This window comes from Mesorhizobium sp. WSM4884 (assembly GCF_029625675.1).
In the GTDB taxonomy this organism is placed as follows: Bacteria; Pseudomonadota; Alphaproteobacteria; order Rhizobiales; family Rhizobiaceae; genus Mesorhizobium.
This window is the reverse complement of record NZ_JARTVO010000009.1, coordinates 77,491-100,967: the sequence shown is the minus strand read 5'-3', so window position 1 is coordinate 100,967 and position 23,477 is coordinate 77,491. Positions and strand designations below refer to the sequence as shown.

Genomic DNA, 23,477 nt, shown 5'->3' with positions numbered 1-23,477 from the left:
CTCTGCGGAATTCGCCTCCAAGAAGATAGTGGCTCGACTGAAATGCTGGCGGGACAGCGCCCCCTCTGCCCTGCCGGGCATCTCCCCCACAAGGGGGGAGATTGGCTGCCGCGCAGGCTTTCGCCAGCCGGCACCGCCCCCCTAAACCCCCAGCACCGCCTTCACCCGCTCGCGCGTATAGGGCAGGTCGTAGATGCGCTTGCCCGTGGCAGAGCGAAACGCGTTGGCGATAGCGCCGGCGGTGGGGCCTTGGGCGGCTTCGGCGACGCCGAGATAGGGCGTGCCGGGATTGTCGACGACATGGACATCGATGCTGTCCGGCACGGCGCTGAAGCGCAGGATCGGATAGGCCGACCAGTCGGAACTCAGGATGCGCGTCCTGTCGAAATGGACGGCCTCGTAGAGCGTCCAGCTCAGGGACTGCAATATGCCGCCCTCGGTCTGGTTGACGATCGAATCCGGCGCCACCGCCTCGCCGCAGTCGACGGCGCAGACCACATGCGAGATGCGGACCGTGCCGCTGTCGCGATCGACATCCGCCTCCAGCGCCACGGCAAGCCAAGCGGCGTGGTTCTTGTATTTGGCGAAGGCGAAACCCCTACCCCGGCCTTGCGGCAAGGGATTCTTCGACCAGCCGAACTTTTCCGCCGCCACCTCGATCACCTTTCTGGCGCGCGGGTCCTTCAGGTGGCGCAGCCGGTATTCCACCGGATCGGCATTCGCCGCCAGCGCCAGCTCGTCCATGAAGCTTTCGATGGAAAAGACGTTGCAATAGGCGCCGAGCCCGCGCAGCGAGGAAACCCGCACCGGCATGTCGGCGATGAAGTGCCAGTTCACGCGCTGATTCGGCACGTCATAGAGCGGGATCGCGTTGCGGTCGCCATTGCCGAGCGGCGAAATCTGCAGCTTGGCGGGGTCGGGCGGGAAATGCCGCGCCATCAGCCGCCCGGCGATCAGCGATCCGGCGGAGCCCGGCCGCGTGCCGTGGCTGTTGCTCCACAGATCGTAATGCCAGTTCACGATGCCGCCGTTCTGGTCGAGCGTGGCGCTCGCCCTGGTGAGCATCGCCGGCCCGTAGGGCTCCCACAGATGCTCCTGGTCGCGCATCCATTGCACGCGCACCGGCTTGCCCGGCACTTTCTGGGCGATCAGCGCCGCATCGGCGGCGGCGTCGTCGGCGCCGTTATGGCCGTAGCAGCCGGAACCCTCGGTATGGATACAGCGCACTTTCTCGGGCGGCACGCCGAGCATCTCGGCGATTGCCTTGCGGTCGGGATAGACGCCCTGCGTGTGCGTCCACACCGTCGTCAGGCCGTTGTCCAGCATGGCCACCGCGCTCGACGGGCCGATCGAGCCGTGCATTTGGTAGGCGCGCGTGAACTGCGCCTGCAGCGTCTTGGCCCCCGGCGCGCTTTCGGCGCCGGCCGAGGTCACGGCGCCGACTTCCGAAACCGACTTCTCCAGGAAGGCCGGCATGTCGTTCTGGTCGGGGAGCGTCGGCTGCTCCTGCCACTTCGCGACGGCGGCCATGGCGCGCATGGTCTTCACCGCCTGGAACTCCTGCTCGGCGACGACGGCCAGAAAATCGCCGTCGCGCACGACAGCGATCACGCCCGGCATCGCCTTCACGGCGGCATCGGCGAAATCGGTCAGCTTCGCTCCATAGCTCGGCGGCCTGACCACGCGGGCATGCACCATGCCCGGCGGCCGCATGTCCTGCACGTAGGCCGCGCCGCCGGTGACCTTGGCCGGAATGTCCACCCGCGCGAAGGGCTTGCCGATCGCGCGATAGGTTCCGGGAGCTTTGAGCTTGGTGTCTGCGGCGGCGTCGACATGCAGAAAATCGGCCGAGACCAGCTCGCCATAGCCGGCCTTGGCGCCGTTCGGCCCGACGATCCTGCCGGCCTCGGCCTTGAGCGCATCGACCGGCGCGCCGAGCCTTTCGCTCGCCTTGGCGAGAAGGATCTGGCGCACTTGCGCCGCCGCGTAGCGGATCGCGGTGCCGCTGTTCTGGATCGTCTGGCTGCCGGCCGTATAGCCTTCGTTCGGCGTCAGCGCGGTGTCGGCAGTGATCAGCTTGATCGCCGCGGGCTCGACCTCCAGCTCCTCGGCCGCGATCTGGCGCAGCGATGTCTTGGTGCCCTGGCCAAGCTCGGCCTTACCGGTGAAGACGGTGATGGAGCCGTCCGAGTCAATGCGGATCCAGGCGTCGAGCGAGGGCGTGTCGGCGAGGCTGCCCGGCAGCTTCGGCTTGGCGGCTGGAGCGCCCGGCGGCGTCACGCCCTCCTGCGCTTCGGCGGGGATGGCGAAGGAAACGACCAGCGCGCCGGCTCCCGCCAGGAAGCCGCGCCGCGTCATATCCGGGAAATGCGGGCTCGGCGCGTTCATCATCCCCTCCCCGTGGCAGCGGTGGGCGCCAGGCCGGCCGACCTCGCCTTCATCAGGTCGCGCGCCCGGGCCACGGCGCGCAGGACGCGCATATGCGTGCCGCAGCGGCACAGGTTCGGCTCCAGCGCCTGCCTGATGTCGGCATCGGCGGCATCGGGCTTCGCCTCGAGCAGCGCCTGCGCCCGCATCATCATGCCGGCGATGCAATAACCGCATTGCGCCGCCTGCTCCTCGATGAAGGCTTTCTGCATCGGGCCCGGATTGTCGATCGTGCCGAGGCCCTCGACCGTCCTTATCGCGCGCCCCTCGACGAGCATGGCCGGCGTCAGGCAGGAGAAGACGGCCTCGCCGTCGACCATCACCGTGCAGGCGCCGCACTGGCCGAGGCCGCAGCCGAACTTGGCGCCGTTGAGCTTCAAATCGTTGCGCAGCACATAGAGCAGCGGCGTCGCCGGATCGACGTCGACGTCGTGCGCGGCGCCATTGACGTTGAGCTTAACCATCAGTCCTTAGCTCCTATGTTTTCGGGGGCGCGCTCGATGCCGTCGGAGGGCCGAACGCTGACCTGATATTTCCCGCTCCTGGTATCGGCGAGCTTCGCTTTCGCGTCCGCCCAGGCCGGCTTGGCCGCATAGGCCTCGCGCAGATAGGCGAGCAGGTCGACCACCTGATCGTCCTTCAGCATCGCGGCGAAGCCCGGCATGATCGGGCTCTGGCGGCCGCTTGCCGCCGGCAGGCCGAACAGGACGACGTTGATCGCATTCTGCGGATCGGGCGCGGCGATCGTGCTGGAGAGATGGAAATCGATGCCGCCGAAGGGCTGCGGGCGGCTGCCGTCGTGGCATGTCGCGCAGGCCGCCTGGTAGATCGCGCCGCCGCGGCTCACCGCGCTGCCGGTCGTGGCGCTCGCCGGTATCGGCATGCCGCCCTGGTCGGTCGAGAGCTTCTTGCGGATTTCCTCGCTTCTCGCCACGCGCTCGGGCGTCGGCGCGCCCATGCGGGACGTCAGGTAAGTGGCGATGGCGCCGATGTCGGAATCGGGCAGCCGGCCGAGATTGCCGGTGACTTCGGCCATCGGTCCTTTGGCCACGCCATGATCGGCCTGCCAGCCCTGCCTCAGATAGGCAGAGAGGCTGTCACGCGTCCATGGGATCGGAGCGGAGGACGAGGCGTCTAGCGCGAAGGCTGTCCAGCCCTCGGCCTCGCCGCCGGCCATATGCGATCCCTTCTTTTCGGCGCCGAGTGTGTTGCGCGGCGTGTGGCAGGCGCCGCAATGGCCGAGGCCCTCGACCAGATAGGCGCCGCGGTTCCACTCCGCGCTCTGGGACGCGTCCTCGCGATAAGCACCCTTGTCGAAGAAGAGCAGCTTCCAGCCGGCCAGAACAAACCGCACGTTCAGCGGGAACGGCAGCTCATTGGCGGGAGGCTGGTTCTCCACCGGCCGGCGCGTCATCAGATAGGCATAGAGCGCCTTGTTGTCCTGGTCGGACACAAGCGTGAAATGGTCGAACGGAAAGGCCGGGTAGAGATGATCGCCGTCGCGCTCGACGCCCTCGCGCATGGCCCGGCTGAAGGCGGCCTCCGACCAGCGTCCGATGCCGGTCTTGGGGTCCGGCGTGATGTTGGTGGAATAGATCGTGCCGAAGGGCGTCGGCACCGCCAGCCCGCCGGCGAAGGATTTTTCGCCTGGCTTGGTGTGGCATGCGGTGCAGTTGCCGACCGAGGCGAGCACGGCTCCCTTTTCGATCAGCGCCTGGTCGAAAGAGGCGCGCTGCGGCGGTTCGACCGGATCGATCTCGGGCTTCCAGGCATAGGCGCCGAAGCCGGCCGCGCAAACGACAACGAGGATGAGAACGCCGATCCAGAAGCGTTTCAAGGAGTGACTCCCTTGCGCGAGGTGTGGCGGGCAGTCGGGAAGGTCAGCGCCGTCATCGGGGATGAACTAGGCAGGAGCCGCGCGCCGTCAATTGGCGAAGACGCCGAAGCTGCTGATCTCCCCGCAAGGGAGGAGATCGGCCGTCTCGCAGGTTTTCGCCAATCTCCTGCGTTACTCCGGCGCGCCGGCGAACAGCACCGTCCCATTCCCGCCGGCCGCCGGCCAGCCGCGGATGGTGCGGTCGATGCCGCCGGTGAGAAGTGTGCCGTCGGCGGCGAACGCCACCGAGTACATCGGCCCGGTGCCGGGGTCGAATTCGGTGATCTCGGCGCCTGTGTCCATGTTCCAGACGCGCGCGGTGCCGTCGAGCGAGACCGAGCCCAGCCGCTTGCCGTCGGCGGACAGAGCGAGCGCATAGACCGTGCCGGAATGGCCATCGAAGCGGCGCACTTCCCTGAAACTGTCGAGGTCCCAGAGCTTGATCGTGTAGTCGCCGCTGCCGATCACCGCGTGGCGGCCGTCAGCGGTGAAGAGCGCGCCATAGGCGCCGCGGTCGTGGCCATGCCAGCTGCGCAATTGCTTGCCGGTGCCGATGTCCCAAAGCTTGAGCTCGCCGTCGATGCTGCCGGTGAGCGCTCTTGTGCCGTCGGGCGAGACGGCGACCGAGCTGACGGACCAGTCGTGGCCGGGCAGCACATGCAGGACAGTTCCCTTCTCCAGATCCCAGACGATGACGGAACCGCTGTCGTGGCCGCTGACGGCGCGTTTGCCGTCCGGGCTGACGGCGAGCTTGTTGACGCCGCCGTTCTGGCCCGACGAGAAGACATGCAGCACCGCGCCGTCGGAAAGCTGGCGCAGCACGATCTCGCCATCGTCGCCGGCGGTGAGCGCGGTCTTGCCGTCGGGCATGAAGAGTGCCGTGCGCGCCATGTCCTTGTGGACGCCAAGGTCGCGGATCAGCCGCTTGCCGTCGATGTCCCAGAGCTTGATCATGCGGTCGGTGCTGGCGCTCATGATCTCATGCCCGTCGGCCGAGACCGCCAGCCAGACGACGGCATCGCGATGGCCTTCCGGCGCGGTCGGCTGCGTCGGCGGCTCGGGCGGGGGCGGCGCCACAGTCTCGGGCGGCGAGGCCATTTCGGGCTGCGCAACGGGCGCCAACGCCGTCTGCTGGACGGGCTCCGGGGCGGCTGGGGCAGCCTGCTGCGTTGACGGCTGCGCTGGCGGCACTGGCATCACGTCGGGCGGCACCGTGGCCAGAGGCGTCGGCTCGGCGGGCGCCGCGACGGGACCGCCGGACGGGCTCTCCGCCGATTCCTGAATGAGGGGAGCCGGGGCCGGGGCCGGCGCGATCCCGGCCGGCGTCGCGGGCTGCGCCGGAGCGGCAGCAACCTCCTTGGATTCGGCCGGTTCGCCACCAGGCGTCCGCCAGGGGCCGAGCTGGTCGGCGACGATGGCGAGCAGGGCAACGAGCGGCACGGCAAGCGCGATGCGGCGCAACCTGGGGCGCCCGGCTGGCACGATCTCGGCGTCGCGGCCGAAGAGAGGCGCCGCAGGATCGTGCTTCGGCGCCGCCGGCAGCAGGCCGGCGAGGAACAAAAGCCCGGCGAGAATCGAAAGCACGCCCGCCGCGCCGAAGACCTCGGCGCTCGTCGTGGCCGGGGGCTTTCCGCCCAGCGCCAAATAGAGCTTGGCGAAGCAGACGAGGCCGACGGCGAGCATCGCCAGCGCCAGCAGCCTGTCGGTCGATCTTTTCATAGGCGTTCCCCCGCGCCTTCCTGCCCGATAGCGGAAAGCGCATCGGCCATCCTAGCCGAGCTTCTTTCCGGGGCTAAGTGCGAGACATCACACGAAGAAGGATAAATGTGCCTCGACCGGGCCTGTGTTCCTCCACTCACCTGTGTTCCTCCACTCAATTGCCGAGGCTTGCCGACGTTACTCGACCGACGAGCCAATATCCGATGCCGCAGGGCCGGCGGCGCCGATGTCTTTCGTGCCATAAAGCGCCGGCGGTGTGAGCAGAAAGCCACATTCCCTAAGAATAGACGGGACTGCTAGCCGGCTTGGTTGACAGAAAACGGCCTTATGACATCATCCGGGCGGGATTTTCAGGAGAGCTTGGCATGAAGAAGATTTATGAGAGGCCTTCCCTGGTGAAAAAGGGCCGGCTTTCGGCCGTTACCGCGCAGGTGGCACCATCCACGGCGACTTGACGATTTTGAGACGCTAGGCTTTCGCGCGAGCATTTTCGCGAATCGTCAGGCAATGGCGGACCGGCAGGGTGATCCGGCAGCGAAGGGCGTCCTGTGTCGGCCGTCGGGGTGCTCCAGCTCGGCGGATACGTTCAGTGTATTCCGGCAAGCAATAAGATCACCAAGCGTCTCATTTCTTCCAACACCCTCATCCGTCTCGGCGCTACGCGCCGAGCCACCTTCTTCCACAAGGGAGAAGGTCAGGTCGCCAATTCCACCCACACCGGCGCGTGGTCGCTGGCGTTGTCCCCGCCCCGCACCTCGCGATCGATACCCGCCCCTTTCAGTTTTCGCGCCAGCTTCTTCGACAAGAGGATGTGGTCGAGCCTGAGCCCCGCGTCGCGTGGCCAGCGGTTCCGGCGGTAGTCCCAGAAGGTGTAGAGCTTCTCCGCCTTCGGAAAGACTTTTCGCAGCGCGTCAGTCCAGCCTTGCTCGATCAGCGCGGCGAAGGCGGCGCGGCTTTCAGGCTGCACCAGCGCGTTGTCGTCATAGGAGCGCGTAGCGTAGATGTCGCGCGGCTCGGGCACGATGTTGTAATCGCCGGCAAGCACCACCGGCAGGCCGGTCCCGAGCAGTTGCTCGGCATGGGTGGCGAAGCGCTCATGCCAGGCGAGCTTGTAGTCGAATTTCGGCCCCGGCTGCGGGTTGCCGTTGGGCGCATAGAGGCAGGCGATCACGATGCCGTCGACCGCGGCCTCGATATAGCGCGCCTGGCGGTCGGCATCATCGCCGGGCAGAGCGTTCCTGGTAAGCACAGGTTCCGAGCCCCGTGCGAGTATGGCGACGCCGTTCCAGGTCGGCTCGCCCTTCCATACCGCGCCATAGCCGGCATTCGCCAGCCGGGTCAGCGGAAACTGCGTGTCGCGGGATTTCAGCTCCTGCAGGCAGACGACGTCGGGTTTTGCGCGGGCGAGCCAGGCCAACAAGTTTTCGAGCCGGCTGTTGATGTTGTTGATGTTGAAGGTGGCGAGTTTCATTTTTGGATACCGAAGGCGCCCCTCGCTTCGTCATCCTCGAGCTTGACCGGAGGATGACGAAGTCGATGGCGCCATCCAGGCCTTCACCATCTCCGCCACCGTCTTCAGATGATCCGCCGCCGAAAACCCCGAGATCGCCTTGCGCGGCTTCAAATCGTGGTCGCCGTCCTCCAGCCAGACAATCTGAATAGCCTCGGAAAGGCCGTAGGTCGCGACCTCGTCCTTCGTGCCGAACTCGTCGCGCGTGCCCTGGAAGATCAGCGTCGGCGTCTTCAAGTCGGTAAGATGCTTCGTCCGAAGCTGCTCAGGCTTGCCGGGCGGGTGGAAGGGATAGCCCAAACAGACCAGACCGACGATCTCGCCCTTGGCAAACATCTCGTCGGCGACCATCGATGCGACGCGCCCGCCCATCGACTTGCCGCCGATGATCAGCTCACCGTTCATGCCCTTGGCGCGCAGATCGGCGATCGCCTTGACGTATTCCGGGTTCACCGTCTCGGCGCGCGGCGGCGGCTTGCGATGGCCGTAGCGGCGCGACGCCATGTAGTGGAATTCGAAGCGCGCGACGCGGAAGCCGGCTGCGGCGAGCGCTTTGGCGGTGGCGGCCATCGAGGCGGAATCCATCGGCGCGCCGGCGCCGTGGGCGAGCAGGATGGTGACGGGGGCGGTTTCCGGGCCGTCGAAGAGGAAGTAGGTCATGGTGTCTCCGGCGTGGGCGACCCCTTCTCCCCTTGTGGGAGAAGGTGGCCGAGCGAAGCTCGGACGGATGAGGGGTGCTCCAGCTTGGCGAACACGCCCATCGATGTACCGGCACGCAACAAGATCACTAGTGCCTCATTCCGTCCAGCACCCCTCATCCGTCTCGGCGCTGACGCGCCGATCCACCTTCTCCCACAAGGGGAGAAGGAAAGGCGCTCACCCCGCCGTCCGCGCCATATGCAAATCCACGAACTGAATCCCCTTCCGCGCCAACCCCGCCCACTCGGACTCCGCATCCAGCTCCAGATACCGCGCCCACAACCGCCGCGCCTCCGGCAGATTGCCCACATCGAACTCCAGCCGCGCCAGGTTGAACACCGGGTCGGCATAGGCCTTGTCGAGCGCGATCGCCTTCTGCAGATGCCGCCTTGCCGAGGCGACCTTGCCCTCGTCGCTCATCAGCCCGGCGAGGTTGAACCAGGCTTCGACGAAGCCGGGATCGAGCTTGATCGCCCGCGCATAGTCATGCGCGGCTTCCGCGACGCGGCCGGCGCCGCGCAGGCAGTTGGCGCGATTGAAGGCGGCGATGGCGTCCTTCGGGTCGATCGCCATGCAGCGCTGGTAAAGGGCAGCCGCGTCGTCGTGGCGCCCTTCGTCCTCCGCGGCTTCAGCCTCCGAGAAAAGCTCTTCCAGCTTGTCGTCTTCCGGGCTGCCTAGATCGAACAGCAGCTGGCCGTCGAGCTCGCTCCTTCCCTCGTCGAGATAGATCGCGTCCGGGCGGCCATGCTGCGAGCCGAGATTGAGCGACTTGGCGGTGAGCGATGCCACCGGGCCGGAGCGATGCACCGAGCGCGCGATGGCGCCCCAACTGGCGCCGCTGGCGATCAACCCGGCATATTTTCTGGCCAGGATCAGGTCGCGGAAGGAATAGGGCTCGCCGTCATGCTCGAAGGCGTCGAACAGCGACAGCATGTCGAGGTCGTCGCCGGCGAGCCGCGACTGGTCGATCAGCGACTGCCTGGACAGCGACGACACCTCCGGCGCCTTCATCAGCCCGAGCAGGCGCAGGAAGCCGTTCTCGCTGATGAGCGTGCGCCCGGCGTCGCGCTCGGCCTTCGCGCGGCGCTCGATCTCGGCGTCGCCGGCCTTTGCCAGCCCGGCCTTGGCGAGCAGCGCGCGGCCGAACACGACATGGGTCGTGCGCCGCGTGACGCCGCGCCTCAGCTCGGCATGGCGGCGCTCGACCTCGCGGGCGGCGAGCCTGAGCGGAAAAGCGGCAAGCGCGCCGACGACGCCGAAGACGGCGCCGGGGAGGATCACTGGCCCTGCGTCTCCCGTCACTTCTTGCTCTTGCCGACGGCCTTCAACAGGTTAGCCTTCAGCGGATTCTCAGGCGCGCCGCCGGCAGCCGCCTTCTTGGCGGGCTTGGCCGGCGCTTCCTCGGCCTTGCTCTTCGACTTGGCCGGCGGCTTGGCCGACTGCTGCAGGCTCGCCTTCAGCGCATCCATCAGATTGATGACGTTGCCGCGCTCCGGTGCTGCCGCGATGATCGGCTTGTGGCCTTTGAGCTTCTCGCGGATCATCGCCATCAACGCCACCTCGTAGCGATCCTCGTAGTTCTTCGGATCGAAGTGGGTTTCCTTCTGCTTGATCAGCGCCTGGGCGAGATCGAGCATTTCCGGGTCCGGCTTCCCGGCGGGGATGTTGCCGAAATATTCAGCCGTGCCGCGCACTTCGTTCGGGTTCCTCAAGGTGCAGACGAACATGCCGTTCTCGCGCGGGCCGATCGTCACCACGCGCTCGCGGCTCGAAAGCACGAGGCGGGCGATGGCGAGCTTGCCGGACTTGCGCATCGCCTCGCGCAGCACGATGAAGGTCTCCTCCGCCATGGCGCCGTCGGGCGCAAGGTAATAGGGCGAGTCCTGATAGATGACGTCGACCTCGTCCTCGTCGACGAAGGCCTCGATATTCATCGTGTGATTGGATTCGATCCTGACCGCATCGAGATCGGCGTCTTCGATGATGATGTACTGCTTGTCCTCATATTCGTAGCCGCGGACAAGGTCCGAGCGCTCGACCAGGCCGAGCTCGGGATCGACCGGCTTCATGTTGATGCGGTTGTGGGTCTTCTTGTGCAGCTGGTTGAACGAGATGCGCTCGCTCGCGCTGGTGGCCGGATAAAGCCGGACCGGACAGCTGACGAGGCTGAGCTTGAGGTAACCTTTCCAACTTGCCCTGGGCGCCATGACGAACTCCTACGCGGCCATGCACTGACTTTATTTGGAGCATGGTGTCCAAAAACCGGTTCCCACTTTTTGGGACCATGCTCTCTGCAGCGCTTTTCGTCCGAAGGACGAGCGACGCCGTGGAAATCCTACACCGACCCCCGATGATACAACCGAATTCCTAGCGAAGTGTTTTTGGGACGGGTGGCGCGGAGGATAGTTCAAATTGTAGGAAGCGTCGATGGAGACGGATTGAGACGCTGGCGGGACAGCACCCCCCTCTGGCCTGCCGGCCATCTCCCCCGCAAGGGGGGAGATTGACAGCTCCGGCGCCCCGCCATTCCTGCAACATTGGAGATTGGCGAAAGCCGGCGCGACATCCGATCTCCCCCCTTGCGGGGGAGATGGCCGGCAGGCCAGAGGGGGGTGTGACGGATCGCCAACGTTTCCGAGCTACCTCCCCTCCACCACCGGCAAATCCCTGGCAGCCTCGTCGATCTCCGCCCATGGATCGCCTGATGTCTCCAGCAATCCCGGCAGCGAGGCGTAGTTCAGATCCTCCGGCGCGTCGATCGTCTCCAGGTCGGTCCAGCTCACCGGGGTCGAGGCCGGCAGGTTGGTGCGGGCGCGCAGCGAATAGGGCGCGGCGGAGGTGTGGCCGCGGGCGTTGCGGTGGAAATCGATGAAGATGCGCTTCTTGCGGTTTTCCTTGCCCATGGTGGTGGTGAAGGTGTCGGGCGCGCTCGCGGCGAGCAAAGTCGAAATGGCGCTCGAGGTTTGGTGCAGTTTCTTCCAGTTCTGCTTGCGCGTCACCGGCACGGTGATGTGGATGCCCTTGCCGCCCGAAGTCTTGGCGAAAGGCACCAGGCCGAGGCTCTCCAGCCCGCCCTTGATGTGGACGGCCGCCTCGACCACCTCGCGCCAGGAAATCCCCTCGCCCGGATCGAGGTCGAAGACGATCTGGTCGGGCCTGTCGAGCTTGGTGCGGTGCGTGCCCCAGGTGTGGAACTCCACCACGCCGAACTGCGCCAGCGCCAGGTAGCCCTTGGCGTCCTCGACCGAGAGATAGGTTTTCGTCTCGCCTTCCGAATTGGTCGACTCGAACACCGCCACCGAAGGCGGCATGCCGGTGAAGGCGTGGCGCTGGAAGAAGCAGTCCTGCGGCTTGCCGGTTGGACAGCGCACCAGCGACACCGGGCGCCCGATGATGTGCGGCAGCATGAAATCGCCGACCAGCGCGTAGTAGACGGCGATGTCGAGCTTGGTCGGCCCGGTCTTGCCGAACAGCCGCCTTTCCGGGTTGGTCACCCAGATGGTGGCGAGGTCGGATTCGGCGATCAGCCGCTTGCGCTTGACCGGCACCGGCGTGGTCAGCCCGCCGACATCGCGCAGCCCGCGAAAGACGCCGTGGCGGATCGCATTGTCGGCGGTGCGGTTCGAATAGCGGATGCGGGCCGACAGCAGCGGCTTCACCCAATGCATCTCGCGCATCACCTCGCGCGGCGCGCCTTCGGGCGGCGTGGCGCCGGCGGTCAGCCGCTCCAGCCTTGCAAGCAGGTCGGTCGCCATGTCGCGGTCGAAGCCCGTGCCGACCTTGCCGCGATAGTGCAATTCGCCGTTCTCGAACTCGGCCATGCCCAGCGCCGCCAGACCTTCGGCCCGGTCGGAGACGGTATAGCCGGCGATCACGAAATCGTCCGTCTTCTGCGCCTTCACCTTGGTCCAGCTCTTGGTGCGGCCGCTCTGGTAGATGGCGTCGGCGCGCTTGGAAACGACGCCTTCCAGCCCAAGATCCGAGGCCTGGTCGTAGAGCCCCCGCCCGTCGCCTTCGACATGGTCGCTGTACTGGATGGCGGAGTTGGCGGCCTGGCCGGCGAGCAGCTCGGCAAGCAGCGCCTTACGCTCCTGCAGCGGCACCTTGCGCAGGTCCCAGCCGTCGAGGTGGAGAAGGTCGAAAGCGTAGAAATGCAATTTGGAGCCGGCGCCCTCGGCCAGCGCGTCCTGCAGCAGCGCGAAGCGGGAGATGCCCTTCTCGTCGAGCACCATGATCTCGCCGTCGATGATCGCCCGGCTGACCGGCAGCCGCGCGAAAGCGTGCGGAAGATCGCCGTAGCGCTTCGTCCAGTCGATGCCGCCGCGGGTGATCAGCCGCACCTCGCCGTCTGCGACATGCGCCATGGTGCGGTAGCCGTCGAATTTTATCTCGTGCAGCCAGAGCGTGCCGGTGTTCTCGATCGGCCCGCCGGGCGGCTCGGTCACCTGCGTCGCAAGCTGCGGCTCGATCCGGTTAGGCGGCTCGCCCTTTACCGCGCCTGGCAGCGCGCCGGGTTTCAGCGAGCCGGGCTTCGGCGGCAGACGCTGCGGCTTCTTCGCCGGCGCCGCCAGTTCCTCGATACGGCGACCGGACTTCACGCTTTCCGGCCGCGCTTCGAGGATGTCGAGCTTGGTATCGGAGGCGAGGTCGCGCTCCTTGAACAGCAGCCAGTTCTTCTTGTTCTCGTCCTCACCGGGCTTCGGCTTCAGCCGGGTCAGCATCCAGCCGCCATTCAGCTTCTGGCCGGCCAGCCGGAATTTGAAGGCGCCGGTGCGCAGGCTTTTCTCGACATCCTCCATCGGCGCCCAGGTGCCGGTGTCCCAGACGATCATCGGCCCGCCACCATATTCGCCCTCGGGGATGACGCCCTCGAAGTCGATATATTCGATCGGATGGTCCTCGGTCTCGACGGCGAGGCGCTTGTCGGCGGGGTTGAGCGATGGGCCGCGGGGCACTGCCCAACTCTTCAGCACGCCGCCGACTTCGAGGCGCAGATCGTAGTGGTCGGCGGTGGCGTGGTGCTTGTGGACGACGAAGCGGTTGCCCTCTGCGACTTCCGGCCCGCCCGCGGGCTCGGGTGTCCGGCTGAACTCGCGCTTGGCGCGGTAGGTTTTGAGTTTCGAGGGCATGGGTCAGGTGGAAGTGGTGGCGGGCCAGCCTTGCCGGCGCCGCATTCCTTCACACCCCCCTCTGTCCTGCCGGACATCTCCTCCGCAAGGGGGGAGATCAGACGTCGCGTGGGCTTTCGCCAATCGCCAGCGTTGCAGGAAGAGCGCCGCCGACCAAGCTGCCAATCTCCCCCCCTGCGGGGGAGATGTCCGGTAGGACAGAGGGGGGTGCTGTCCCGCCAGCCTTGCCGCTATCATCCTCAGGTGCTCAATCGTCGGTCGCCGGCGTCAGTTCCAGCTCGGCGGGCGAAAGCCCCTGCCTCAGTTGGCTCAGCCGGAACTCGTCGACCCAATAGGCTTCGCCATCGACCAGCACACGGGCCCGATAAGTGCCGCCGGAAAAGCTCTGCGCGGTGACATAGACCTTGTGGCGGTCGAGCGCCTTCTTCACCGCGGCGCGGCGGGAATTCTCTCTGGCGACAGGACTGGCCATGGCCTCACTCAATTACGCTGCCGCGCGATGGCGGACGCATAAGGATGGCGGAGAGCGAGGATCGAGTCAATTTCGGGGATGGCGGCGACGCTGGAGCGCTGATCTCCCCCCTTGTTTGGAAGATGGTCGGCAGACCAAAGGGGGGCAAAGGAATGAGGCGTGAGCCAATTGGGGCGGCTGGCTTGTTGCTATGAATTTTCCAACCACGAAACTACGATGTGTCGGCGGGACCGCGCCCCCTCTGCCCTGCCGGGCATCTCCCCCACAAGGAGGGAGATTGGCTGTCACCCGCGTCGCGCCCTATTTTTGACGGCGCAAGGAGAGGACCATGTCCCACATCCGTCCTATGGCGACGAACGACTTGCCGGCTGTCTCGCGACTGCTCGGCCAGTCCTGGCGGCGGACCTATGCGCCGATCATGGGTGAGGAAAACACCGCCCGGCTCTCCGACGAGAAGCATGCGCCGGAGAAGCTCGCGGCCGAGCTTGCCGACGATAACAAGATGTCCTTCGTGGCCGAGCGGACCGACGGCTCGATCGCGGGCTATGCGATGGCGGCGATGGACGAACATGGCGACGTCACGCTCAACCGGCTGCATATCGAGCCGCAGGAATTCGGCAGTGGTCTCGCCGTCGACCTTCTGCATGCAGTGCTTGCCGCCCATGCCGGCATTCCCTCGATCGCGCTGGAGGTGATCGAAGGCAACGACCGCGCGGTCGCCTTCTATCGCAAGCACGGCTTCGAGATCGCCGAGCGCCGGCCGGCGGCGCATGGCGTCGGCGGCCATGCCTCGCTGATCATGCGCCGGCTTTTGCCGAGGGCGTGAAAGCGCCTTCGCGCCGAAGCGAATTCAGGCGACGCGTTTCAAGTCCTTGTTTTGAACCGCCGCGCACTTTCGGGAGACATGCATCAGTCTCGACGCAGGCGGTTCAGGTGGTTCCGTCAGGGCTTCCGAGGGAGTGGAGTCGGCCGGAACCACCCGCCCGCCTTGTGTCCTTCCCAAGACGGATGAACGGTACGACCTACCGTCCTGCCCTGCTTTGATCCTGATCAAGCGAGCGCGCAGGCTGGACGCCTCGCCCCCGGCCTCTATATTTTCGCGAGCGCTTATTTTCCATTGGAGACAGACAGATGAGCCTCGGCAAGCAGAAACTCGGGGGCCAGGGGCTCGTCGTCTCAACGATCGGCCTCGGCTGCATGGGCATGAGCCAATCCTACGGGCCGGCCGATGAGGCGGAGTCGATCGCGACCATTCACCGGGCGATCGAGCTCGGCTGCACCTTCCTCGACACGGCCGAGGTCTACGGGCCTTTCCTCAACGAGGAGCTGCTCGGCCGCGCGCTGAAGGGTCGGCGCGACGAGGTGACGATCGCGACCAAATTCGGCTTCCGCATCGTCGGCGACAAGCAGGTCGGCACCGAGCGCGACAGCCGGCCCGAGCATATCCGCGAAGTCGTGGACGCCTCGCTCACTCGGCTCGCCACCGACCATATCGACCTGCTCTACCAACACCGCGTCGATCCAGGCGTGCCGATGGAGGACGTGGCGGGCACGGTGGGCGAGCTGGTCGCCGAGGGCAAGGTACGCTTCTTCGGCCTGTCGGAGGCCGGCATCGCAAACATCCGCCGCGCGCATCAAGTGCACCCGGTCTCGGCGCTGCAGAGCGAATATTCGCTGTGGGAACGCAACCTGGAGCCCGAGATCATCCCGGCGCTTGCGGAATTGGGCATCGGCCTGGTGCCGTTCGCGCCGCTCGGCCGCGGCTTCCTCGCCGGCGACGTCAAGCGCGCGGAAGAGTATCCTGAAGGCGATTTCCGACGCGGCGACCCGCGCTACCAGGGCGAGAATTTCGACGCCAATGTCGCCGCGGCCGCGACGGTGCGCGACATCGCGGCCGCCAAGGGCGTGAAGCCCGGCCAGGTGGCGATTGCCTGGCTGCTCGCCAAAGGTCCGGAATTCGGCATCGACATCGTGCCGATCCCCGGCACCAAGCGGCGGACCTATCTGGAGGAGAATGTCGCCGCCGCCGACATCAAGCTCGACGCCACCGAGATGCTGGGGCTCGACATGGCGCTGACGCCGGACAGGGTTTCGGGGCCGAGATACAACGAGTGGACGATGTCGATGGTGGACCGGTAGGCTGAGTTTCGCCTGGTAGATGACTTTCCGATGCTGGCGGGACAGAGGAGGGTATGACGGAACGCGGCCTAGAGCAATTTCAGGAAAAGTGTGTAACGGTTTTCCGTCCGGAATTGCGTAAAAAACAATTAGTTAGAGCAGTTCAGCGTTTCCGTGAAACGATGAACTGCTCTAGGCAGCCAGCCGCTACTTCTTCTTGCAATCCGGCAACGCCTCCATCGCCTTCCTGGCCTCGCCCTCGCTGGCGTATTTCTTCTTGCCGAGATCGACGACGAGCGTCCCGTCGGGCTTCTTCGGCACGATCTCGCACTGCTTCGAGACGGCATCCCTGGCGACCCAGTATTCCTCGGCCGCCATGGCGGGCAGGCCGGCCAAGCCGGTGGCGAGGATGACGATGGCGATGGGGCGAACCATTCTGGTCTCCATTGCGTTCGTTGCAGGCAGGCGGAACCGCCGGCGCCATAGGCGGCAGGCGCCGGCATGCTGCTTTTTCGGAAACGCCCCGCCCGCCCCTTCTGTTCCGGGACTTCGTTGGAGCGCGCTTCGCTCAACCGCCCGAATGCGGGTCGATGCTGTAGGGGTGCACGGGATAGCTGGGGCCGATCACCTCGCTCACCCGATCGATCCAGGCGCTGACCGCCGGATAGTCGGCAAGCGAGAAGCCGCAATCCTCGGCGCGGTGGCCGTAGGCATAGACGGCGATGTCGGCGATGGTGAGCGAGCCGCCGGCGAGGAAGGGCGTGTCCTGCAGGCTGCGCTCGAGCGCGGCAAGCGCGCGGATGCCCGCCTCGCGCTTGCCGGGAACAAGCGCCTTGTTGCGCTCCAGCCGCCTGGTCAGCGTCCAGAAGCGCAGCGAGCCGATGACCGGCTCGACATAATACTGCTCGAAGAACAGCCATTGCATGACCTTGGCGCGCAGATGCCGGTTCGCCGGCAGATAAGGCGAGACCTCGGCGAGATAGACGAGGATGGCGTTGGACTCGGCGATCGCCTCGCCGTCCTCCAGGCGGAGCACCGGAACGGCACCGGCCGGATTGAGCTTGAGAAATTCCTCCGTATGGCTCTCGCCCTCGAAGATCGACACCTGCCGTGTCTCGTAAGCGATGCCGAGCAACCCGAGCAGGACACGCACTTTCCAGGCATTTTGCGACGGCAGATAATCATAGAGCGTGAGCATGGCTGGGTCCCCGGTTGACTGAGGTGGCTTCGCATGCGGCGATGAAGGGCGCCACCCGATTTATGCGGAGTCGGTGACACCGACTAACGAGACGCCGGCAGGACAGAGGGCGTCTCGAGGGAACTCGGCTTGCGCCATTTGCGCAGCAGGCCTCACCGCCCCGCGATATCCCTCGCCACCGCCTTTGCTTCGATGCCGATCTCGCGCAGCAGGCCGGTGACCGGGTTGTGGAAGCCGACGAGATAGACGCCGAGGTCGGAGGCGCGGGCATTGACGCCGCTTTTCGCCGGCCTGAGCTCCACAGGCAGGATGCCGTCATAGCCCGGCCGATAGCCGGTGGCGAAGATCACCGCGTCGAAGTTTTTCTCCTGCCCATCGGTGAATTTCGCGCCGTCCTCGGTGAAGCGGACGATATCGGGGAGGATGCCGATCCTGCCCGCCTTGATCGCCGCCACGGTGCCGACATCGATGACCGGAATGCGGCCGGCATCGATCTGAGCGAGGATGCCCTGCTTCGGTCGCACGATGCCGTATTTCTCCAGCCTGCCCAGCGCCAGGTCGAGGATTTTCGGGAACATCCAGTCGTTGAGCGCCTGCGGCATCGGCCGGCTGGCGATGCCGACCATCTGGATCGGCACGCCGAAGAGCTGGCGCGGCACGATGTGGACGCCCTTGCGCACCGAGATCGCCGGGTGCGCGCCGCTTTCGGCCAGGTCGAGCGCGATCTCGGCGCCGGTGTTGCCCATGCCGATGACCAGCACGTTCTTGCCGACATAGGGCGCGGCCTCGGTGTAGGCGGCGCTGTGCAGCACCTCTCCCTTGAACGCATCGATGCCGGCGAAGCCCGGCACGATCGGCTCGGCATTGTTGCCGGTTGCGATCACGATCTTGCGGGCGCGGATTTCGCCTGCATCGATCTCGACCAGGAATTTTTCGCCCATGCGGCGGATCGATTTCACCGTCACGCCGAAACGCGGCTCGAGGCCGAAGCGTTCGGCATAGGCATCGAGATAGGCGACCACCTTTTCGCGCGGGACGTAGCGGGGGTGGCTCTTCGGAAACGGCACGAAGGGCAGCGAGGAAAACGACTTTACCGTGTGGAGATGCAGCCGGCGATAATGCCGCCGCCAGGCCGGCGCCACCTCGCTGGCTTTTTCGAGGATGGTGAAATCCACCCCCGCCTGTTTAAGGCAAGCGCCGACGGCCAGCCCGGCCGGCCCCGCGCCAACAATGACGACATTGGTGTCCAAGGCAGGCTCCTCCCCAAGGCAATGTCAGGCTATGACGAGAGCCGTACGAGCGGCAAGTAGGGAGAAGCACCTATCCTTCCCCCCTTCTTGTGGGAGAGGGAAGAACTTACTCCATCCCGCCAGGCGCTTCGGGCTCGTCCTCGGGCGGCTCCAGGATCTCGATCAGCCGCGCTACCCTGGCGCTGGGCAATGCGTGCCCCTCGTTCACCAGCGCCTCGTCGGCGCCGATCCAGGCAACGGCCTCGTGCAATTCCTTAAGGCTGGCGCCGGTTAGCGCGACGTCGGCGATGACGGCCTCGTCGACCGGACCAAGCACCGAAATGATCTCGTTGCGGGTCATCCTTGCCTCCCCATGGGTCGGGACGAATGGCATAGAAACGGGCGACGGGTGGGACAGGTTCCGGGACGCTGGCGCAGGCTATCTCCCCTTGCGGGGAGATAGCGCGCCCTCGCCTTGGAGATGCCCTCTTTGCTCTCGCTGCCTACAAGCGCTATGCACGAAGCTTCGCCCGGAATCCCACCGAGTCCCAATGAAGCCTGCCCTCCTGCTTACCACCCTGCTCTTCTCCACGCCGGCCTTGGCCGACTGGCAACCGGTCGAGAAGATCGAGACCTATGCCATCTCCGGGCAGACCGTGGAGGCGCTCTATGTCTCGATCGGCGACAAGGGTCCGGTGATCGGCAAGGACAGCGCGGGCAATGGGCGACGGGCGATCGCGCAGACCAATTTCAAGCTGACCTGGCATCGTGACTACCAACCTCAGGGCGGCGCCTGCGTCCTGAGGACGGCGCGGCCCAAGCTGATCATCACCTACACGCTGCCGAAGCCCGCGGGAAAACTCGCTCCCGCCGTGCAGGCGCGCTGGGACGCGTTCGCCGCCGGGCTTATCGCGCATGAGAAGGTGCACGGCGCCGGTATCGTCGAGATGGTGGACAAGATCGCCGCCTTCAGCACCGGCCTCACCGTCGCCGACGACCCCGGCTGCACGAAGGTCAGGGCCGAGCTGACGCAATATCTCGACAAGCTTTCCAAGGCGCAGCGCCAGGCCAGCCGCGACTTCGACAAGGTCGAGTTCGGCCCGGGCGGGAATTTGCAGAAGCTGATCGCGGCGTTCTTGATCGGCGAGTGAAAAGGGCCAGGCGTGATAGTATCGCTGCCAGCGGCGGCGCGTAGAGCCACAACGGAAGCACCAACCAGCAATGCCCGCATTCGGGAAGCACGGTGCCAAATCACGCTGCCGTCGCGACAGGTGCTATGTAAGATTTCCCGCGTAAGTTGAAGCTATTATCTTAGTAATTTCTAATGTCTTTCGACCGCTATTCGATAGCTTGATCGCCGGCAATCCGGTCTGGCCTGGCTTCACTCTCCCGGAGGCGAGCTTTGTCCATCTCTCCTCAGCGACGAAAGTATAAGCGTGCGCACCGACGCTTTACAGGCGTATTTGGTAGCGCTACCGTTTCACGGTCGCGTGACCCGGGGGGAGCTGGGGCAGACGTCGCCGACGCCAGTGGTGGATGCTTGCCGGCATCCGTTTCAGCCACACCTGATAGAAACGGCTCCCCGCGAGACTTCGCAGGGACCATCGGGAGGAATGCGATGGCGTCTGTCGCGATTGGCGATGTCTACAAATCGTTCGGGGCTACCCAGATCCTGCATGGCGTCAGCGTCGACATAGACGATGGCGAGTTCGTCACGCTGGTCGGACCCTCCGGCTGCGGGAAATCGACTCTTCTCAGGATGATCGCCGGGCTGGAAAAGATTTCGCGCGGCCATATCTCGATCGGCAGCCGTATCGTCAACGACGTTGCGCCAAAGGAGCGCGACGTGGCCATGGTGTTCCAGAACTACGCGCTCTATCCGCACATGACCGTTGCCGAGAACATGGCGTTCTCGCTCATGCTCAAGGGTGTCCCGAAGGCGGAAAGCGATTCGGGCGTGAAGCGGGCGGCCGAAATCCTCGGGCTGGTGCCGCTTTTGTCGCGCTATCCGCGCCAGCTTTCGGGCGGCCAGCGGCAGCGGGTCGCCATGGGCCGGGCCATCGTGCGCAATCCGCAGGTGTTCCTGTTCGACGAACCGCTCTCGAACCTCGACGCCAAGCTGAGGGTGCAGATGCGCGCCGAGATCAAGGAACTGCACCAGCGGCTGAAGACCACGACGGTCTATGTCACGCACGACCAGATCGAGGCCATGACCATGGCCGACAAGATCGTGGTCATGCATGACGGGGTCGTGGAGCAGATCGGACCGCCGCTGGAACTCTACGACCGGCCGAACAACCTCTTCGTCGCGAGCTTCATCGGCTCGCCCGCCATGAACCTGCTCAAGGGCACGTTCGCCAGCGATGGTGCGCCGTCGTTCCAGGGCGCGGGAGGCGTTTCCGTGCCTCTGCCGAAACCACCTTCGATCGGCAACGGCGAGGCTATAGTCCTGGGGGTGCGGCCCGAGCATCTGCGGCTGGCCGACGACGGCATTCCGGTGACCGTGGTGGTGATTGAGCCGACCGGCTCGGAAGTGCAGATCATCGGCCGGACAGCCGGCGGCGAGGATATCGTCGCCAATTTCCGCGAACGCCATTCCTTCGCGCCGGGAGATACCATTCGGCTGTCTGTCGAGCCCGGGCCTATCCATCTGTTCCACGGCGAAACCGGCCGGCGGATCGAAGCGGCGCGATAAGCCACCCAGCGAGGAAACACACAGGAGGAGACGAGCATGAAGTTCACCAGACGGGACGTGATCCGCACGACCGCCGGCGCGGCCGCCGGGGCCTTGGGCAGCCGCCTTGTCGGCTCGACCGCCTTTGCCCAGGAGGGCCCGACCTACAAGCCCGAGGACGGTGCGAAGCTGAGGCTGCTGCGCTGGTCGCCCTTCGTGCAGGGCGACGAGGACCAGTGGCTCAAGAATACCAAGCGGTTCACCGAGGCGACGGGCGTGGAGGTCCGCGTCGACAAGGAGAGCTGGGAGGACATCCGGCCGAAGGCGGCGGTTGCCGCCAATGTCGGCTCCGGCCCCGACCTGATGTTCGTCTGGTTCGACGACCCGCACCAATATCCCGACAAGCTGCTCGACGTCACCGAACTCGGCGACTATCTCGGCAAGAAGTATGGCGGCTGGCACGATGGGCCGAAACAGTATGCAACGCGCGAGGGCAAGTTCCTCGGCCTGCCGCTTGCCACCATCGGCAACGCCATCGTCTATCGCGAAAGCTGGGTGAAGGAGGCCGGCTTCTCGGAATTCCCGAAGGACACGGCCGGCTTCCTCGAACTCTGCAAGGCGCTGAAGGCGAAGGGCCATCCGGCCGGCTTCACGCATGGCCACGGCGTCGGCGACGGCAACAACTACGCGCATTGGCTGCTGTGGAGCCATGGCGGCCAGATGGTCGACGAGAAAGGCAAGGTGACGATCAACAGCCCCGAGACCCTGAAAGCGATCCAGTATGCGCAGGAGCTCTACAAGACCTTCATCCCGGGCACGGAGAGCTGGCTCGACGTCAACAACAACCGCGCCTTCCTGGCCGGCGAGGTGAGCGTCATCGCCAACGGCATCTCTGCCTACAACACCGCCAAGGTCAACAAGGACAACGACCCGAAGCTGGCGGAGATCGCCAAGGACATTCGCACCACCAATCTGCCGATCGGTCCGGTCGGGAAATCGGTCGAGCTGTTCCAGGTGACCACCGCCGTCATCTTCAACTACACGCCCTACCCCAACGCGGCCAAAGCCTATCTGCAGTTCATGTTCGAGGAGCCGCAGATGTCGGACTGGATCACCTCGTCGGCCGGCTATTGCTGCCAGACGCTGAAGGCTTTCGACAACAATCCGGTGTGGAAGGCCGACCCGAACAATGCCGCCTATGCCAAAGCCTCGGCGACGCTGCGTCCCAACGGCTATGCAGGGCCGCTCGGCTATGCCTCAGCCGCGACCATGGCCGACTATGTGCTGGTCGACATGTTCGCCAAGGCGGTAACGGGCCAGGCCACGCCGCAAGAGGCGATGGAAGAGGCGGAGAAACGCGCCAACCGCTACTACCGCGTCTGATCCTTTTCGACCTCAGCCGGGGTGGCACGTCTTTCGGAGGCATCCGGAAGAAGGGTTGCCGCCCCGGCCGCTCCATCAGACCTCGTACCAGGGAGCCCGCGCCATGGCCGTGCCATCCGTTGCCGTTCAGCAACGTCCGTCGATGCTTTCGCGGCTCGCCGAGAGCCGCAATGCCCTCGGCCTCGGCTTCATGCTGCCGGCGGCGGCGCTGCTCCTGGTCTTTCTCACCTATCCGCTGGGGCTCGGCATATGGCTCGGCTTCACCGATACGCGCATCGGCCGCCCGGGCATCTTCATCGGCGCCGAGAACTACGAATACCTCTGGACCGACAGCGTGTTCTGGCTGTCGGTCTTCAACACTGTGCTCTACACGGCCAGCGCATCCATCCTGAAGTTCGTGCTCGGCCTCTGGCTGGCGCTCATCCTCAACGAGAAGCTGCCCTTCAAGTCGTTCTTCCGCGCGGTGGTGCTGCTGCCCTGGGTGGTGCCGACGGTGCTGTCGGCGATCGCTTTCTGGTGGATCTACGATTCGCAGTTCTCGATCCTGTCCTGGGCGCTGCAGCAGATGGGCCTGATCGACCACCGCATCAACTTTCTCGGCGACCCTACCAATGCGCGCGCTTCCGTCATCGCGGCCAATGTCTGGCGCGGCATTCCATTCGTCGCCATCACGCTGCTTGCCGGTCTGCAGACGATCCCGCAATCGCTCTATGAAGCCGCCACGCTCGACGGCGCCAGCCGGTGGCAACTGTTCCGCCATGTGACGCTGCCGCTGCTGACGCCGATAATCGCCATCACCATGACCTTCTCGGTGCTGTTCACCTTCACCGATTTCCAGCTGATCTATGTACTGACCCGGGGCGGGCCGGTGAACGCCACCCATCTGATGGCGACACTGTCGTTCCAGCGCGGCATTGCCGGCGGCCAGCTCGGCGAAGGCGCGGCAATCGCCGTCGCCATGATCCCCTTCCTGCTGGCGGCGATCCTGTTCAGCTATTTCGGCCTGCAACGGCGCAGGTGGCAGCAAGGCGGCGGAGACTGAC

General features: G+C 65.6%; 21 protein-coding genes. 7 read left to right on the top strand and 14 right to left on the bottom strand.

What is annotated here, in order from left to right; genetic code table 11:
* Nucleotides 1–141 precede the first annotated feature (141 nt).
* From P9236_RS16440 to P9236_RS16425, 4 genes are all read right to left on the bottom strand, one after another.
* The gene (locus P9236_RS16440; protein WP_278075693.1) at nucleotides 142–2,388 is read right to left on the bottom strand and encodes a molybdopterin cofactor-binding domain-containing protein; all 2,247 of its coding nucleotides are present in this window, start codon (nucleotides 2,386–2,388) and stop codon (nucleotides 142–144) included.
* Nucleotides 2,388–2,891, bottom strand: a complete 504-nt coding sequence (locus tag P9236_RS16435; protein WP_278075692.1) for a (2Fe-2S)-binding protein — start codon at nucleotides 2,889–2,891, stop codon at nucleotides 2,388–2,390. The genes P9236_RS16440 and P9236_RS16435 overlap by 1 nt, the downstream gene beginning before the upstream one ends.
* Nucleotides 2,891–4,264, bottom strand: coding sequence for a cytochrome c (locus P9236_RS16430; protein ID WP_278075691.1), 1,374 nt, complete (start codon nucleotides 4,262–4,264; stop codon nucleotides 2,891–2,893). The genes P9236_RS16435 and P9236_RS16430 overlap by 1 nt, the downstream gene beginning before the upstream one ends.
* A gap of 171 nt (nucleotides 4,265–4,435) precedes the next feature.
* Nucleotides 4,436–6,022, bottom strand: a complete 1,587-nt coding sequence (locus P9236_RS16425) for a WD40 repeat domain-containing protein (RefSeq protein WP_278075690.1) — start codon at nucleotides 6,020–6,022, stop codon at nucleotides 4,436–4,438.
* Between the two features lie 365 nt (nucleotides 6,023–6,387).
* Between P9236_RS16425 and P9236_RS16420 the strand changes: the two genes are divergently transcribed.
* Nucleotides 6,388–6,477, top strand: coding sequence for a putative RiPP precursor (locus P9236_RS16420; RefSeq protein ID WP_278075689.1), 90 nt, complete (start codon nucleotides 6,388–6,390; stop codon nucleotides 6,475–6,477).
* A 239-nt stretch (nucleotides 6,478–6,716) separates the two neighbouring features.
* On the opposite strand, the gene P9236_RS16415 is transcribed toward P9236_RS16420, so the two are convergent.
* The 6 genes from P9236_RS16415 to P9236_RS16390 form a co-directional block, all read right to left on the bottom strand.
* Nucleotides 6,717–7,493, bottom strand: coding sequence for an exodeoxyribonuclease III (locus P9236_RS16415; RefSeq protein ID WP_278075688.1), 777 nt, complete (start codon nucleotides 7,491–7,493; stop codon nucleotides 6,717–6,719).
* A gap of 30 nt (nucleotides 7,494–7,523) precedes the next feature.
* Nucleotides 7,524–8,192, bottom strand: coding sequence for an alpha/beta family hydrolase (locus P9236_RS16410; protein ID WP_278075687.1), 669 nt, complete (start codon nucleotides 8,190–8,192; stop codon nucleotides 7,524–7,526).
* Nucleotides 8,193–8,408: 216 nt separating this feature from the next.
* A complete protein-coding gene (locus P9236_RS16405; protein WP_278075686.1) occupies nucleotides 8,409–9,512 on the bottom strand; it encodes a tetratricopeptide repeat protein in 1,104 nt (367 codons plus the stop codon).
* Between the two features lie 17 nt (nucleotides 9,513–9,529).
* Nucleotides 9,530–10,438: a Ku protein gene (locus P9236_RS16400; protein ID WP_278075685.1), complete on the bottom strand. Its 909-nt coding sequence runs from the start codon at nucleotides 10,436–10,438 to the stop codon at nucleotides 9,530–9,532.
* A 432-nt stretch (nucleotides 10,439–10,870) separates the two neighbouring features.
* Complete coding sequence (gene ligD, locus P9236_RS16395) at nucleotides 10,871–13,360, bottom strand: DNA ligase D (protein ID WP_278075684.1); 2,490 nt, start codon at nucleotides 13,358–13,360, stop codon at nucleotides 10,871–10,873.
* A gap of 247 nt (nucleotides 13,361–13,607) precedes the next feature.
* Nucleotides 13,608–13,832 (bottom strand): hypothetical protein, encoded by a 225-nt coding sequence (locus tag P9236_RS16390; RefSeq protein WP_278075683.1) that lies wholly within the window; start codon nucleotides 13,830–13,832, stop codon nucleotides 13,608–13,610.
* A 328-nt stretch (nucleotides 13,833–14,160) separates the two neighbouring features.
* On the opposite strand from P9236_RS16390, the gene P9236_RS16385 reads away from it, so the two are divergent.
* Nucleotides 14,161–14,658 (top strand): N-acetyltransferase, encoded by a 498-nt coding sequence (locus P9236_RS16385; RefSeq protein ID WP_278075682.1) that lies wholly within the window; start codon nucleotides 14,161–14,163, stop codon nucleotides 14,656–14,658.
* A gap of 305 nt (nucleotides 14,659–14,963) precedes the next feature.
* Nucleotides 14,964–15,971, top strand: a complete 1,008-nt coding sequence (locus tag P9236_RS16380; protein ID WP_278075681.1) for an aldo/keto reductase — start codon at nucleotides 14,964–14,966, stop codon at nucleotides 15,969–15,971.
* A gap of 186 nt (nucleotides 15,972–16,157) precedes the next feature.
* Here the strand turns inward: P9236_RS16380 and P9236_RS16375 are convergent, their stop codons facing one another.
* The 4 genes from P9236_RS16375 to P9236_RS16360 form a co-directional block, all read right to left on the bottom strand.
* Nucleotides 16,158–16,385 (bottom strand): hypothetical protein, encoded by a 228-nt coding sequence (locus P9236_RS16375; RefSeq protein ID WP_278075680.1) that lies wholly within the window; start codon nucleotides 16,383–16,385, stop codon nucleotides 16,158–16,160.
* A gap of 133 nt (nucleotides 16,386–16,518) precedes the next feature.
* Complete coding sequence (locus P9236_RS16370) at nucleotides 16,519–17,148, bottom strand: glutathione S-transferase family protein (protein WP_278075679.1); 630 nt, start codon at nucleotides 17,146–17,148, stop codon at nucleotides 16,519–16,521.
* 152 nt (nucleotides 17,149–17,300) lie between these two features.
* Entirely contained in the window at nucleotides 17,301–18,398 is a 1,098-nt protein-coding gene (locus P9236_RS16365; protein WP_278075678.1) for an NAD(P)/FAD-dependent oxidoreductase, read from the bottom strand.
* A 106-nt stretch (nucleotides 18,399–18,504) separates the two neighbouring features.
* Nucleotides 18,505–18,738 (bottom strand): hypothetical protein, encoded by a 234-nt coding sequence (locus P9236_RS16360; protein ID WP_278075677.1) that lies wholly within the window; start codon nucleotides 18,736–18,738, stop codon nucleotides 18,505–18,507.
* A 190-nt stretch (nucleotides 18,739–18,928) separates the two neighbouring features.
* Here P9236_RS16360 and P9236_RS16355 point away from each other — a divergent pair, with 190 nt between their 5' ends.
* The 4 genes from P9236_RS16355 (at nucleotide 18,929) to P9236_RS16340 (ending at nucleotide 23,476) form a co-directional block, all read left to right on the top strand.
* Complete coding sequence (locus P9236_RS16355; protein WP_278075676.1) at nucleotides 18,929–19,528, top strand: DUF922 domain-containing protein; 600 nt, start codon at nucleotides 18,929–18,931, stop codon at nucleotides 19,526–19,528.
* Between the two features lie 467 nt (nucleotides 19,529–19,995).
* On the top strand, nucleotides 19,996–21,072 hold the full coding sequence (ugpC, locus tag P9236_RS16350; protein ID WP_278075675.1) for a sn-glycerol-3-phosphate ABC transporter ATP-binding protein UgpC: 1,077 nt from the start codon (nucleotides 19,996–19,998) through the stop codon (nucleotides 21,070–21,072).
* Between the two features lie 36 nt (nucleotides 21,073–21,108).
* On the top strand, nucleotides 21,109–22,434 hold the full coding sequence (locus P9236_RS16345) for an ABC transporter substrate-binding protein (protein WP_278075674.1): 1,326 nt from the start codon (nucleotides 21,109–21,111) through the stop codon (nucleotides 22,432–22,434).
* A 103-nt stretch (nucleotides 22,435–22,537) separates the two neighbouring features.
* On the top strand, nucleotides 22,538–23,476 hold the full coding sequence (locus P9236_RS16340; protein WP_278075673.1) for a sugar ABC transporter permease: 939 nt from the start codon (nucleotides 22,538–22,540) through the stop codon (nucleotides 23,474–23,476).
* The last annotated feature ends 1 nt before the right edge of the window (nucleotide 23,477 follow it).

Excerpts from the sequence above, each read along its gene's own strand:
- P9236_RS16410 (WP_278075687.1), bottom strand. The coding sequence starts at position 8,192 with ATGACCTACTTCCTCTTCGACGGCCCGGAAACCGCCCCCGTCACCATC.
- P9236_RS16360 (WP_278075677.1), bottom strand. The coding sequence starts at position 18,738 with ATGACCCGCAACGAGATCATTTCGGTGCTTGGTCCGGTCGACGAGGCC.
- P9236_RS16415 (WP_278075688.1), bottom strand. The coding sequence starts at position 7,493 with ATGAAACTCGCCACCTTCAACATCAACAACATCAACAGCCGGCTCGAA.
- P9236_RS16425 (WP_278075690.1), bottom strand. The coding sequence starts at position 6,022 with ATGAAAAGATCGACCGACAGGCTGCTGGCGCTGGCGATGCTCGCCGTC.
- ugpC (WP_278075675.1), top strand. The coding sequence starts at position 19,996 with ATGGCGTCTGTCGCGATTGGCGATGTCTACAAATCGTTCGGGGCTACC.
- P9236_RS16385 (WP_278075682.1), top strand. The coding sequence starts at position 14,161 with ATGTCCCACATCCGTCCTATGGCGACGAACGACTTGCCGGCTGTCTCG.
- P9236_RS16440 (WP_278075693.1), bottom strand. The coding sequence starts at position 2,388 with ATGAACGCGCCGAGCCCGCATTTCCCGGATATGACGCGGCGCGGCTTC.
- P9236_RS16345 (WP_278075674.1), top strand. The coding sequence starts at position 21,109 with ATGAAGTTCACCAGACGGGACGTGATCCGCACGACCGCCGGCGCGGCC.
- P9236_RS16340 (WP_278075673.1), top strand. The coding sequence starts at position 22,538 with ATGGCCGTGCCATCCGTTGCCGTTCAGCAACGTCCGTCGATGCTTTCG.
- P9236_RS16435 (WP_278075692.1), bottom strand. The coding sequence starts at position 2,891 with ATGGTTAAGCTCAACGTCAATGGCGCCGCGCACGACGTCGACGTCGAT.
- ligD (WP_278075684.1), bottom strand. The coding sequence starts at position 13,360 with ATGCCCTCGAAACTCAAAACCTACCGCGCCAAGCGCGAGTTCAGCCGG.
- P9236_RS16370 (WP_278075679.1), bottom strand. The coding sequence starts at position 17,148 with ATGCTCACGCTCTATGATTATCTGCCGTCGCAAAATGCCTGGAAAGTG.
- P9236_RS16390 (WP_278075683.1), bottom strand. The coding sequence starts at position 13,832 with ATGGCCAGTCCTGTCGCCAGAGAGAATTCCCGCCGCGCCGCGGTGAAG.
- P9236_RS16375 (WP_278075680.1), bottom strand. The coding sequence starts at position 16,385 with ATGGTTCGCCCCATCGCCATCGTCATCCTCGCCACCGGCTTGGCCGGC.
- P9236_RS16380 (WP_278075681.1), top strand. The coding sequence starts at position 14,964 with ATGAGCCTCGGCAAGCAGAAACTCGGGGGCCAGGGGCTCGTCGTCTCA.
- P9236_RS16400 (WP_278075685.1), bottom strand. The coding sequence starts at position 10,438 with ATGGCGCCCAGGGCAAGTTGGAAAGGTTACCTCAAGCTCAGCCTCGTC.
- P9236_RS16355 (WP_278075676.1), top strand. The coding sequence starts at position 18,929 with ATGAAGCCTGCCCTCCTGCTTACCACCCTGCTCTTCTCCACGCCGGCC.
- P9236_RS16420 (WP_278075689.1), top strand. The coding sequence starts at position 6,388 with ATGAAGAAGATTTATGAGAGGCCTTCCCTGGTGAAAAAGGGCCGGCTT.